The organism is Deltaproteobacteria bacterium, from assembly GCA_026388415.1.
In the GTDB taxonomy this organism is placed as follows: domain Bacteria; phylum Desulfobacterota; class Syntrophia; order Syntrophales; family JACQWR01; genus JAPLJV01.
In genome coordinates this window covers 1-12,642 of record JAPLJV010000043.1, presented here as the reverse complement: position 1 = coordinate 12,642, position 12,642 = coordinate 1, and the positions used below count along the sequence as shown (strand labels likewise).

Here is a 12,642-nt window from a genome sequence, read left to right as displayed (position 1 = left end):
CGGCATCTGGAAAGGTAATTCGGAGGGATGGCCGAGTGGTCTATGGCGGCGGTCTTGAAAACCGTTGACCGAAAGGTTCGCGGGTTCGAATCCTGCTCCCTCCGCCAATTTATATGTACGGAGAGATGGCTGAGTGGCCGAAAGCGATCGCCTGCTAAGCGATTGTACGCCCTTAAAGGTGTACCGCGGGTTCAAATCCCGCTCTCTCCGCCAATTTAATAAATATTGCGCCCATGGCTCAGCTGGATAGAGCGCCAGACTACGAATCTGGATGTCGGAGGTTCGAATCCTCCTGGGCGTACCATAAAATCAAGGGGTTAGCCAATTACGGTGAGCCCCTTTTTCTTTACTGCTATACTTTTTACCGCTCCTTTACCGCTTCGGGATTATTTACCGTTATTTTTTATTCTGATCTCATGCCGGAGATCCGGCAGCGTGATATGGTCGGCAAGGTATTGAAGGTCAACAGGGGCAACTACATAAACAGAGCGCCGGGTGCAAAGGCATAACGCCCGCGCCCTACCGAGACCTTGATCGCCTGTCATGGTGGCTCTGGTGCGGTCTGTGTGTAGCCTGTGACCATGCCCCCCGCCTACCGAGTGCCGAGGGAGACTAAATACCGAGTATGGCATTATATCCCACCTTTTTGGCAAGAACGAAATATAACGGTTAAGAAGCAGGTAGCTTTTATTCCAGGACAATCTTGGCAATCTCGGTTAGCTTTTTTACCTGACTTGGTCGTTTGCCTTTTAGAAGTTTCCATAATTGCAGAGATTCAGGAGGGCATTCCGATAAAGCCGCTATTTCTTCACCCCCAAAATTGAACAATTCTGGCATTCTTATTTTCAGGGCATTCGATAATTTTTCTATGGATTCCAAAGATGGCGCTCGGTCGCCTCTTTCTATTCGGCTTATCGAATCAACACTGAGATCCGTTTTTTCAGCCAGCCTTGCTTGGGTAAGCCCAGCTTTATTGCGTAGTTGAAAAAGATGAGCCCCGAAAATTTTCTTGATGGTTGTCATATCCACGCCCTTTTACCAACAGGATATATGATAAAAAACCATCAGGGAAGTGACTGTGAGCCAATGATTATTAATGATTGACTATTCGTCGTAGTGATGCGATATTCGTCAAAACTGGGGGTAAATTTCAGATTGCTATGGGCTGGACTACGACTTGACGAAAGGAGCGCAGATGATGAGGAAAAGCGGTTTGTTTTGCATGTTTGTTTCAGCGTTGGTAATTAGTTTATGTCTCTCAGCCTGTGGTGGCGGAGGTGGAGGGGGCGATGCGTCTGCACCTGCATCTTCATGGACTGGGCCTGTCAATGCTTCTGGATTTCCTGATGTTGCTGGCAAATACGCCCTAAACACAAGCACTGTTTCGTACACGTGCACCAATGGTAGCAGTGGAACTATTGCACCTTTGGCATTGAACCTTGATGTAACGCAAAACGTGAATCAATTGAGTATAAGTAATCCAGCGGCAACAGCTTCTATGTTGGGTTCTGGATTTACATTAACGTCAACCACTGGAACTACTGGGAACGTGGAAAGAAATGGGCACTATATATTAAATCAAACCCTTATCGGGACACTTTCTTCCTTTTCGGGTACGTTCACGATAAACTATAACTTAACCGGCTACTTCAGTATGACAGGATGGAGTGGTAACTACCAGTATATAATATATAACGATTATGATAGGATTACTTGTACTTATACCACTCCCTTCACTGGAGATTACGTGAGCCCCTTGGCGGCTGTAGCCTTAAAAGCTAATTCTTACGAACAGCCCGAACAAGCTGTTGAAACAATTCCTTTAGACGGAAGCTGGAATGATATGGGACTTCTTCTTGGATTTCAATGATGTGATGGGCGTAGTGAAACTTATAAGGCTAACTGTGGGCGTGATGCCCATTTAACGGAATTAATTCATCTTTCGTGCACTTGGGAATGGGCTTCGGAAACGCGCGGTCCCGGGGCTGCTTACTTCCTTTTCATCCATGGCGGCAGGTACTGGAATAACCAGCCCCTTATCGACGGATGCCGGGTCATTCCCGTACGCTCACCGCGCCTCACTCGCTGAGATGGATTCCCTCTTTGCCTCCCTCCAGCACCGCGCTTTCGGGGGAGTGTTATGAGAAACGAGGTGGAAATGAAACGGGAAATTAGGTCTCCTGGGATTTCAGGGATTACATTACAATGTAATGAATTTACTACCATTTATCTAATAATGGCATGAATTTGATTTGGAAATAAAACCATCTTTATGCCCCACAGAATCGTGCCATGTTCCGCCAAAAAAGCTTGCAGTATAAAGGGGGGAAAAAGGCAAAACGACAGGAAAATGATTTGTCTTTTAGCAGAAAAACTGCACTAAATTTCTAATAATAATGAATGGTCATGCAAAATGCAAGGCATTGATTTAAATATCTAACAGGATTTATAGGGCCGGCAGCCCTTTGTCTTTGCCGATCTGCCGGAGTTTACCTTCAAACGGCTGCCTGCCTTGCATCGCCGATGTCTGCCTCATATTGCCCTATTTAAACAAGTCGGCATGTGTTCCCGTCCGTTCAAAGATGATCATGTCCCCGTCAAGCCGGTAAATCAAAAGCCAGTCTGGTTCAATATGGCATTCCCGCCGATCCTTGAAATTACCGATTAAAAAATGATCTCGGTATTTTAAGGCAAGCAGCTTTTTTTCCATCAGGTCTTGCATGACGGCCTTGATATTCAAAACATCGCCGCCACGTGCCTGCATACGTTTCAGGTCTTTTTTGAACCGTGTTGTATAGACGGGTATTCTCATCAGATACCAAGCTTCTTAAACACATCATCGGCGTTCTTGCATAATATGAGGCCCTGCCCGGCTTCGCTGTCCTTGAATGTTTGCAGGGTTTCTGCATTCGGAATTTCTACGGCGAAGGGCAGGCCCTTTCTCATCTTCACTTGCTTGAAAAAGATGTTTATCGCCTCGGTAGTGGACATTCCCAAAGTCTTAAAGATTCCCTCTACTTCGGCTTTTAATGCCATTTCTGTCCGTGCGTTGATCATTGCCGTTCTTGCCATGTTTTCACCTCACTGCTTTTTTCCTATTGTATGACAATCGAAATACAAAAACAAGGTGTTTTCTATTTCGTTAAGTTTACAACCTGCTCGGCCTTCTTTCCATGCTTACGAGTGGGGTGCTGCCGGTACCTGATACCTGTAAAATATACCTTGAAATCATTAGTATTTTTTGCTATGTAAAAACCAATTGAAAATCAATATGTTTCATTATTCCTTCAAAGAGGGTTCAAGATGAACGGATTTCAGATGACATAGACCCACTTTCCCAAAACGAGGGATGGTGGGTTTTCTTTTACTCCAATCGTTAAAGAAGGATGGTGATTATATGTTTTTCACGATTGTAATTCTTATATTGGTGTTAATCGTCGTATATCTTAGATATGTTCAAAATGACATTCTCAGGGTTGAGAATAAACTTAATAAAATTGAAGACATCCTGATCAGTTCGGATGATGGTAATGAAAAATCTATCCGTTCAATGGTCAATAATATTAAAACCAAAGTATGTCCGGATGAGATTAGTATTAGTTGGTCTCATATCCCAAAAGAAAAAAATATTTCATCTGAAGATTTTCAAAAATTGAAAGAAAAAATATTATCTTTCTTATCTCTTCAAGACAATTGGGATGGTAGGGGGTCATTACCAATTGACAAATTATCGGTGATGACGTCAATACGATTTTTACAACTTATGGACAGAAATAATTATCTCAGTCAAAATAACTGTCCAGAGGTTCAAGAAACAAGGGAAGGGGGAGTGAAGTTTGTATTTAAAAGATTTGAATTTCCAGAATATTTTCAAATCTGGTTTCTACCTGAAGGGAGTGAATATAACTATAGGTATGAATGTACAGGCCACTTTACAAACGACGGGGGAGAACCTAATACATACGAAAGGTATTATGGGATTACGAATAATCCCAATGAAGTATTAAAAAAACTCATAGAAAGTACCATACTTGAGGATAACTAACTGTAATATCCCAATTATTTATGATGATACCAATATGACAATGTCAAAAATCAAAATCAATCCTTCCTTATAGTCCTTGCCCGTCATAAATCAGGTAAAATTGATGATTTAAGATTGCAAACAGCATCGTCTTGCCCAGATAATGTTGACTTTATGATACTTTGGGGTAGAATGCCGGTGAGTGGATAAGCGAACCGATGCAGATCTAATCCCGATAAACAGGGTTAGCAGGTTTACGAAATCCCTGCACCGGCTCGATGCAAATGGAACAAGCGCCATGAATCTCAGGGACTCCAAATAGAGCTTTCCGGCCCCTGGCCGCCCTACCATTTTGCCCCTGTTCTTTAAAGATAAAATCTTGAATTCATAAATTAGGCGGAGTATAATGCTACTAATTTACTGAATAGTCGGAGTGTGAATCATGTTTGAATCCGTTCTTGTCGATCAGAACCCCCATTGGGATGGCGCCGTTTATCCGGAAGGCGTCCCCCGGCTGGTCCTGGACGACGTCAAGAAACATTTGGATCTTCCTCACATCCTTTCTTTCGTCGGCGTCCGCCGCGCCGGAAAGAGCACCCTCATGCGGCAGATGATAAACCACCTGATCCGCGAACGGAGTGTGCCGCCCCGAAACATTCTCTTCTGCAACCTGGAAATGCCGGTTCTGAACCGTTACCGCAACGATGTGGCCAACCTGGACCGGATCTACGAGGATTACCTGAAGCTCGCCGCCCCGCAGGGAAGGGTCTTCGTCTTTCTCGACGAGGTGCAGTTCTTCCCGGACTGGCAGGTCTTTGTCAAGTCCCGCTACGAACAGGGAGACCTCAAATTCATGGTGACGGGCTCCAATTCCCGGCTGATCTCCTCGGAATTCATGACCCTCCTGTCCGGCCGAACCCTCCCCGTCGAAGTGCTGCCCTTTTCTTTCGGCGAATTTCTCCGCGCCCGCGACGTATCCGTTGCAGACGAGGTTTCAGCCCTCCGGCAGCGCCCCCGTCTCCGGGTTTTATGCGACGAGTACCTCCGGACGGGCGGTTTCCCCGAAGCTGTCTTTCTCGACGTGCAGACCCTCCGGAACGAGATCCTTGGCATGTACGCCCGAACGATCCTCCAGCAGGACATCGTCCCGCGCTTCGGCGTTAAGAAACCGGCCGATCTGGAAACCCTCTTTCTTTATCTGATGACCAACGTCGCCGCCCTCTACACCCCCAAACGGCTCTCTGCGTTTGTCGGTCTCAGTGACAAGACGATCAAGGATTATCTGACCTATTACGGTGATGTGCGGCTCCTGTTTGCCGTCGAACTCTTTCATTTTTCGCTGAAACAGCAGATCCGGAGCCCCAAGAAAATCTACGCCGTTGATACGGGACTCGCCGCCGCCGTTTCCTTCCGTTTTTCGGAAAACGTCGGCCGCTATCTGGAAAATCTCGTCTTTCTGGAACTGCGCCGCCGGGGGTGGGAGGTGTTCTACTACCGGACCGCCAACGGCCTGGAGGTGGATTTCCTCTGCCGGAAGGGCGGCGAACCGATGCGGCTGATCCAGGTGGCCTGGGAGATGGAAACCGCCGACACCCGAAAGAGCGAGCTCCGCAGCCTCGCGAAGGCAATGACGGAACTGGACATGAAGGACGCGATCATCGTCACGCATGAAGAAGAGGGAGAGACCCCGGTGAACGGCGGGACCGTTCGCATCCTACCAGCCTGGCGGTTCCTCCTCGGAATGACGTGAAAAAAGGGTTTTGCTTTCTCATAATCCCGGGGGATATAAATCATAGTCATCAGACATGGACCTCACGGACCAACTAACCACAGGGGGCAATCCGATGAAAGACCAATCCAAGACAAAACAGGCACTGATTCAGGAGCTGTCCCTGTTGAGACAGAAAATTGCGGAACTGGAACAATCGAAATCAGCGCAACAATGTGGGGAGGCGCTGCGGGATAGCGAAGAGAAATATCGCACAGTGGCTGACTTTACCTATGACTGGGAATACTGGCTCGCTACCGATGGAAAATATGTCTATATCTCCCCTGCCTGTGAGCGCATATCCGGTTATCGGGCTGAGGAATTTTATCAAGACCCAAACCTGCTGGAGAAGATCACCCATCCAGACGACAAGCACCGGGTAGCCGTCCACATTCACGACATGTTGCAGGGCAAATCTGATGCTTGCGAACTGGATTTTCGTATCATCACCCGTGACGGTCAAGAGTGCTGGATCGGTCACGTATGCCAGGATGTATACAGTCACACCGGCGAATATCTGGGCCGACGAGGCAGTAATCGAGACAACACCGCTCGTAAGCAGGCGGAGGAAGAGTTGCGGCTGAGCGAAGAGCGGTTCAGGCGCATCTTTGATGAAGGACATTTCGGGATGATGTTGGCAAATCCGGACTATACAATTGTCATGGCGAATAAAGCGTTCTGCGGGTTGCTGGGGTATAGCGAACAGGAACTTGCCGGTCAAAGCATTGCAGATATCACCTGCGAAGAAGACAGAGAGAAGAACAGAGAATTTTCAGGGAAATTATTCGCAGGCAGCATCCCCGTGCTTCACTTGGAAAAGCGGTATATCAAAAAGGATGGCGGAATCGTGTGGGCTAATATTACCACCTCTGCCATCCATGGGAAAGAAGGTAACGTGCTCTACAGTCTGGTTATCATTGAGGACCTCACGGACAGCAAGAAGGCGGCAGAAAAGATTCACCTGCTGCATTATTATGACAGTCTGACCGGGTTGCCAAACCGCACATTTCATAAAGAGCTCATGAAAAGAGCAATTGAACATGCCCAGCGCCATAAAGAGATATTTGCCCTGATTTACATCGGATTGGATAATTTTCAGCGGATTAACGATACGCTCGGATATAGCATTGGAGATCTCCTGCTGAAGGCCGTTGCTGATAGACTTGCCAAATCTTTGCGAAAAAGCGACTACGTTGCCAGATCAAATGAAGGTGGAACTGTGAATGTTGTATCTCGGGTGGGTGGAGACGAGTTTATCGTATTGGCGCATGATCTCACGCAGCCGCAGGATGCCGCAATAACGTCCCGTCGCTTACTCGAGGAAATATCCGCACCCTATGATCTGAACGGTTACGAGGTATTTATGACCGCCAGTATCGGCATTGCCTTGTATCCCGATGACGGAACGGATGTTGACGACCTCCTGGAAAACGCCGAAGAGGCCATGAGACACACAAAAAACGAAGGGAAAAACAACTATCACTTTTACTCAAGCTCGATGCATTCCTCTGTTCTGGAACTCCTGACGCTGGAAAGCGACCTGCATAAGGCCCTGGAGCGGGACGAACTGGTGCTCTACTACCAGCCGAAGGTGGATGCGGTAACGAGAATGGTCAAGGGGATGGAAGCGCTGATCCGCTGGCAACATCCCGATAGGGGCTTGATTCCGCCCCTGCAGTTTATTCCCCTGGCCGAAACAAGCGGCCTCATCATACCCATCGGAGAGTTTGTAATACGCACCGTCTGCCGGCAAATCAAAACATGGCAGGAAGCCGGTTACAAACAGATGAGCATTGCCTTTAACGTGTCAGGCCGCCAGTTTGATCAACAGAACCTGATCGAAATAGTTAAGGAGGCCTTACAGGATACCATGATTCCTCCCCAATGCCTGGAGTTGGAAATAACGGAAAGCACCATTATGCGGAACCCGGAAAAGGCTATTCAAATCTTGATGGAAATAAAAGCGATGGGGATAGGGATTACGATTGATGATTTCGGCACGGGCTATTCTTCGCTGAGCTATTTGAAACGGTTGCCGCTGGATTTTTTGAAGATAGATCAGTCCTTTGTCAAGGGCTTGGCGTCCGACCCCAGAGATCAGGCAATCATCAGGGCGATTATCGCTATGGCGCACAGCCTGAATTTGAAGACCATTGCCGAAGGTGTGGAGACGGAGGAGCAATTGTCCTTCCTGCAGGAACATGGATGCGACGAAATCCAGGGCTACTTGTTCAGCCGGCCATTGCCGGCTGAGGAGATCCCGGGGATATTGGCAAAAGGATATCTATAGACCAGGAAGGCGAGTATTTTTCCTTGATACCTCCCCAATTTTTCTGTATCGTCTAATGAGGTAAAGTTCCGGCATGAAAATGATCGGCACCGTCGGAGTATCGTTAATGATATCATGTTGATTAGTCACTTCGGTGCACCGAAGTGACTTCAAAATTGGCGTAGAGCGCCTCGAAGGTTAACGCAAATGACGGTTGGTTTTAAAGACTACCTCCAGGCGGTCGAAAATGCCCTCCAGGCCGGCAACGCCACGGAACATACCCATCGACCCGCCCTGAAGGCCCTGCTCGAATCCCTTGATCCGCAGGTGACCGCCACCAATGAACCGCAACGCATCGCTTGCGGCGCACCGGACTACATTATCACCCGCAATGGCCTGACCGTCGGCTACATCGAAGCCAAAGACGTGGGCAAATCCCTCGCTGAAACCGAACGCACCGACCAGCTTAAACGCTACCGCAGCGCCCTGGATAATCTGATCCTGACCGACTATCTGGAGTTTCGCTGGTACGTGGGCGGCGAGTTGCGGCAGGAGGCCCGATTGGCCCGGCCCCAAGCCGACGGCAAACTAAAAATCGAAAAAGACAGCCTGAAAGACGTTGCAGAAATGCTGCAAAACTTTTTGGTTCATGAGCCCCAGGCCGTCAGCACGCCCAAAGACCTGGCCTGCCGCCTGGCTCGCCTCACCCACATTGTCCGCGACATCATCATAACCGCCTTTGCCACGGGCCAGGCGTCCCTGCTGCTGCAAGGTTGGCGCGAGGCCTTTGCCCGGGTCCTGCTGGCCGACCTGAACCTGCCCGAAAAAACGTCTGAATTTGCCGATATGTTTGCGCAAACCCTGGCTTACGGCCTATTCACGGCCCGCATGATGGACGATACCGCCGCCGTCTTCACCCGGCAGCGAGCGCAATACCTCATTCCCAAATCAAACCCCTTTTTACGGGATTTTTTCATTCAAATTACGGGCCCCCAGCTTGACGATGAACCGTTTGCCAGTTTTGTGAACGATCTGGTTGATCTGCTGAACCACACGGATATGGAAGCGGTGCTCACCGATTTTGGCCGCCGCACCCGGCGGGAAGACCCGATTGTCCACTTTTATGAAACCTTTCTGGCCGCCTACGATCCCAAACTGCGGGAAGCGCGGGGCGTTTACTACACCCCGGAGCCCGTGGTCAGCTACATTGTGCGCTCCGTGGACGCCCTGCTCAAGGCCCGCTTCAACTGCCCCCAAGGCTTGGCCGACAGCAGCACGATTACCATCCCCAACGCCGACCCCGCCCTGACGGTGAAAGGCAAGAAGCAACCCCGCAAAACCACTGAGAGCCACAAAGTGCTGATTCTGGACCCCGCCACGGGCACGGGGACATTTCTTTACGCCGTGATTGACCAGATTCGCGGGCAGTTCATGCAGCAGGGGAACGCCGGTATGTGGCCCGGCTATGTCAAAAATCACCTGCTGCCCCGGCTGTTTGGTTTTGAACTTCTTATGGCGCCCTACGCCGTGGCCCACTTCAAACTGAGTTTACAGCTTGCCGGACGCGACCTGCCCGAGGCCCTGCGCGACCGGTGGGCCTATCATGCCTCCGACGGCGAACGGCTTGGCGTTTTCCTGACCAATTCCCTGGAAGAAGCCCATGAAATGACGGGCCTGCCCCTCTTTACCCAGTGGGTGGCCGATGAGAGCAACGCCGCGAACGAGGTGAAAACCCGGCTGCCGGTCCTCGTGGTCATGGGCAACCCGCCTTATTCCGGCCACAGCGCCAACAAAAGTGCCTGGATCAGCGGCCTGCTCAGGGGCAGACTGCCCGACGGCGGCAAAACGGGCAACTATTACGAGGTGGACGGTCAGCCTTTGGGAGAGCGCAACCCCAAATGGCTGCAAGACGATTACGTAAAATTCATCCGCTTCGGCCAGTGGCGCATCGAACAAAGCGGTCAGGGCATTCTGGCCTTTATCACGAACCACGGTTATCTGGACAATCCCACCTTTCGCGGGATGCGCCAATCATTAATGCAGACGTTTACGGATATTTATATCCTCAACTTGCACGGCAACGCCAAAAAACGCGAAACCGCTCCCGACGGCGGCAAGGATGAAAACGTCTTTGACATTCAACAGGGCGTGGCGATCGGCATTTTTGTCAAACAGCCCGGCAAAAATGGCCCCGCTAATGTGTACCACGCCGATTTGACGGGAACGCGGGCCAAAAAGTATGAACAGCTTTTTGCGCAGGATGTGGAGAAAACCGATTGGCAGCTGCTAAAGCCGCAGTCGCCTTTTTATCTGTTTTCACCGCAGAATGTGGATTTGCTTGGGGAGTATAACCAAGGCTGGAAAATCACGGATGTTATTCCCGTGAATGTATTAGGTTTTCAAACCCATCGGGATGATTTTGCTGTGGATTTTGACTATGATGTTTTGCGTCGGCGTATAGAGGAAATGCGGGATACAAGCCTGACTGATGAAGAATTCCGCCAAAAATATAACTTGAGAGATAACACAGGTTGGCAACTCGCAAAAGCCCGTATCGAATTGCGCAATAATGCCAATTGGGCAAGTTATTTAATAAAATGCAGCTATCGCCCTTGTGATCAGCGATACGCTTATTTTACTGAAATAGTTATCGATCGCCCCCGGCGTGAGTTGAAAGAGCACGTTGCTGGGAAAGAAAATCTTTGTATCTTATCCTCAAGGCAGCAAGGAACCGTTGGTTACAGGCACGCCTGGGTTGCCAAAACACCCGCTAATGATTGTGTTATTTCCACCAAGAGCCGTGAAGCAAACCAAGTTTTCCCTCTCTACCTCTACCCCACCGCAGCCGCCGCCAAACAAAGCAGTCTGCTCGACGTCGCCCCCTGGCCCGCCGATGACGCCCACGGTGGGCGCACACCCAATCTCGACCCAAAGTTTGTGGCGGAAATGGCGCAAAAGCTGGGTCTTACCTTCATCCCGAACGCCGCCGGAGATTTGCAGACGACGTTTGGCCCGGAAGACATCTTCTATTATATTTACGCCCTTTTCCACAGCCCCACCTACCGCAACCGCTACGCGGAATTTCTCAAGATCGATTTCCCCCGCGTGCCGCTCACGGCGGATGCGACGTTGTTCCAGACGCTCTGCGGGTTGGGGAAAGAGCTGGTCGGTCTGCACCTGCTCGAATCGCCGCAGGTGGCTGAATTCAGCACCCGTTATCCCGTCGCCGGAGATAACCGGGTAGAAAAAGGCTATCCCCATTACGCGCCGCCCCAAGCCGACCGACCGGGGCGGGTCAACATCAACAAAAGCCAATATTTCGAAGATGTAGCGCCGGAAGTGTGGGAGTTTCACATCGGCGGCTACCAGGTGCTCGACAAATGGCTCAAGGACCGGCAAGGGCGGCAGCTCTCCTATGACGACCTCACCCATTATCAGCACGTCGTGGCGGCCTTGCAAAAAACCATCGAATTGATGGAGAAAATCGACAATGCCGTTCCCCAGTGGCCTGTTGAGTAACAAGTAGGGCGACGATCGCTATGGCGCACAGCCTGAATTTGAAGACCATTGCCGGAAGTAAACTAACTATAGGATTATGATCATGAAAATGCGCAACCGATCTTCTTATCCTGATTCTCCTCATCCCGGCAACGGGCATCCAGGCGACTGGCTATCCAAGCCTTATTCAATATGGTTCACCGCCGGCGTCTTATTCGTTTTAATCTTTGGGATTGCCATTTTTCTGGGCTGGCGGCAATTTGAAACCGCAAGGCACAATGCCCTGACTGCTGATAAAACAACTGCAAATCTACTCGCAGACCTCATCCTGGAGCACAACAAAGCAACCATCGGAATCATCCAGTCCTATGCTCACCGGCCCCTGTTCATCGCTGCCGTGAAGAATAAGGACGTTGCTGGCGTTCACAGGCACCTGTCCGACCTCAAAAAGAATGCCGAAATCGATCTGACCTTCGTCACGGATAAACGGGGAATCCTCTGGGTGAATTTACCTTCGTTTCCGGAATCTATCGGGAAGGACCTGTCGTACCGTGACTGGTATAAAGGAATAAGTACCCATTGGAAGCCTTACATTTCCACCGTCTTTAAACTGATCGTCGGGGACAAGCCGCTGGCGGTAGCCGTATGCGTCCCTATAGTCGATGAAAAAGAAAGGCCTATCGGGATACTCGCAAGCTCCCAACGACTTGGTTTTCTTGTGGACGCCATCCAGAAGGTGACTTTTAGCCCCTATACGACCGTGAACGTGATCGACCGGACGGGGAAGATCCTTTACAGCAACAAATTTCCTTATCGTGAAAACATTACGGATTATCGCTTTTTCCCGATCCTTGAAACGGTGGTAAAGGAAAAAAAACAGCAGATCGAAATGAACGATCAGCAGAAAGATCATGAGAAAAGTTATCTCACCGTTGTTCCCGGGGGGGACATCGGGTGGACGGTCATCATTGAGAGATCCCTAAAAGACATTTATAGATCGGAATTCGGACGTTTTATCGAGATAGGGGCTATTTCCTTCCTGTTGTTTCTCCTGATCACTTTCTTTCTAATTTACCTGAGAAA

At 49.6% G+C, this 12,642-nt stretch carries 10 protein-coding genes and 3 tRNA genes; 9 read left to right on the top strand and 4 right to left on the bottom strand.

Annotation, left to right across the window (positions count from 1 at the left end; translation table 11 throughout):
- Positions 1-21 precede the first annotated feature (21 nt).
- From NT140_09220 to NT140_09210, 3 genes are all read left to right on the top strand, one after another.
- Positions 22-107, top strand: a tRNA-Ser gene (locus NT140_09220).
- Between the two features lie 12 nt (positions 108-119).
- Positions 120-213, top strand: a tRNA-Ser gene (locus NT140_09215).
- A 14-nt stretch (positions 214-227) separates the two neighbouring features.
- A tRNA-Arg gene (locus NT140_09210) sits at positions 228-304 on the top strand.
- Between the two features lie 82 nt (positions 305-386).
- Here NT140_09210 and NT140_09205 read toward each other — a convergent pair.
- Positions 387-632 (bottom strand): hypothetical protein, encoded by a 246-nt coding sequence (locus NT140_09205; GenBank protein MCX5832050.1) that lies wholly within the window; start codon positions 630-632, stop codon positions 387-389.
- A 55-nt stretch (positions 633-687) separates the two neighbouring features.
- Positions 688-1,023, bottom strand: coding sequence for a helix-turn-helix transcriptional regulator (locus NT140_09200; GenBank protein ID MCX5832049.1), 336 nt, complete (start codon positions 1,021-1,023; stop codon positions 688-690).
- A gap of 172 nt (positions 1,024-1,195) precedes the next feature.
- Here NT140_09200 and NT140_09195 point away from each other — a divergent pair, with 172 nt between their 5' ends.
- Positions 1,196-1,870, top strand: a complete 675-nt coding sequence (locus tag NT140_09195; protein ID MCX5832048.1) for a hypothetical protein — start codon at positions 1,196-1,198, stop codon at positions 1,868-1,870.
- 672 nt (positions 1,871-2,542) lie between these two features.
- Here the strand turns inward: NT140_09195 and NT140_09190 are convergent.
- The gene (locus tag NT140_09190) at positions 2,543-2,812 is read right to left on the bottom strand and encodes a type II toxin-antitoxin system YafQ family toxin (GenBank protein MCX5832047.1); all 270 of its coding nucleotides are present in this window, start codon (positions 2,810-2,812) and stop codon (positions 2,543-2,545) included.
- Positions 2,812-3,072: a type II toxin-antitoxin system RelB/DinJ family antitoxin gene (locus NT140_09185; GenBank protein MCX5832046.1), complete on the bottom strand. Its 261-nt coding sequence runs from the start codon at positions 3,070-3,072 to the stop codon at positions 2,812-2,814. Before NT140_09185 ends, NT140_09190 begins: the two co-directional genes overlap by 1 nt.
- Before the next feature lie 325 nt (positions 3,073-3,397).
- On the opposite strand from NT140_09185, the gene NT140_09180 reads away from it, so the two are divergent.
- The 5 genes from NT140_09180 to NT140_09160 form a co-directional block, all read left to right on the top strand.
- Positions 3,398-4,045, top strand: a complete 648-nt coding sequence (locus NT140_09180; protein ID MCX5832045.1) for a hypothetical protein — start codon at positions 3,398-3,400, stop codon at positions 4,043-4,045.
- 421 nt (positions 4,046-4,466) lie between these two features.
- Entirely contained in the window at positions 4,467-5,774 is a 1,308-nt protein-coding gene (locus tag NT140_09175; GenBank protein MCX5832044.1) for an ATP-binding protein, read from the top strand.
- Between the two features lie 94 nt (positions 5,775-5,868).
- Positions 5,869-8,082, top strand: a complete 2,214-nt coding sequence (locus tag NT140_09170) for an EAL domain-containing protein (GenBank protein ID MCX5832043.1) — start codon at positions 5,869-5,871, stop codon at positions 8,080-8,082.
- 186 nt (positions 8,083-8,268) lie between these two features.
- The gene (locus NT140_09165; GenBank protein MCX5832042.1) at positions 8,269-11,580 is read left to right on the top strand and encodes a DNA methyltransferase; all 3,312 of its coding nucleotides are present in this window, start codon (positions 8,269-8,271) and stop codon (positions 11,578-11,580) included.
- 82 nt (positions 11,581-11,662) lie between these two features.
- Positions 11,663-12,642, top strand: a 980-nt coding sequence (locus NT140_09160; protein MCX5832041.1) for a cache domain-containing protein, incomplete at its 3' end; no start/stop codon positions are given.

Coding starts and splice junctions, on each gene's coding strand:
- NT140_09190 (MCX5832047.1), bottom strand. CDS start 2,812: ATGAGAATACCCGTCTATACAACACGGTTCAAAAAAGACCTGAAACGT.
- NT140_09175 (MCX5832044.1), top strand. CDS start 4,467: ATGTTTGAATCCGTTCTTGTCGATCAGAACCCCCATTGGGATGGCGCC.
- NT140_09180 (MCX5832045.1), top strand. CDS start 3,398: ATGTTTTTCACGATTGTAATTCTTATATTGGTGTTAATCGTCGTATAT.
- NT140_09200 (MCX5832049.1), bottom strand. CDS start 1,023: ATGACAACCATCAAGAAAATTTTCGGGGCTCATCTTTTTCAACTACGC.
- NT140_09195 (MCX5832048.1), top strand. CDS start 1,196: ATGATGAGGAAAAGCGGTTTGTTTTGCATGTTTGTTTCAGCGTTGGTA.
- NT140_09170 (MCX5832043.1), top strand. CDS start 5,869: ATGAAAGACCAATCCAAGACAAAACAGGCACTGATTCAGGAGCTGTCC.
- NT140_09205 (MCX5832050.1), bottom strand. CDS start 632: ATGCCATACTCGGTATTTAGTCTCCCTCGGCACTCGGTAGGCGGGGGG.
- NT140_09165 (MCX5832042.1), top strand. CDS start 8,269: ATGACGGTTGGTTTTAAAGACTACCTCCAGGCGGTCGAAAATGCCCTC.
- NT140_09185 (MCX5832046.1), bottom strand. CDS start 3,072: ATGGCAAGAACGGCAATGATCAACGCACGGACAGAAATGGCATTAAAA.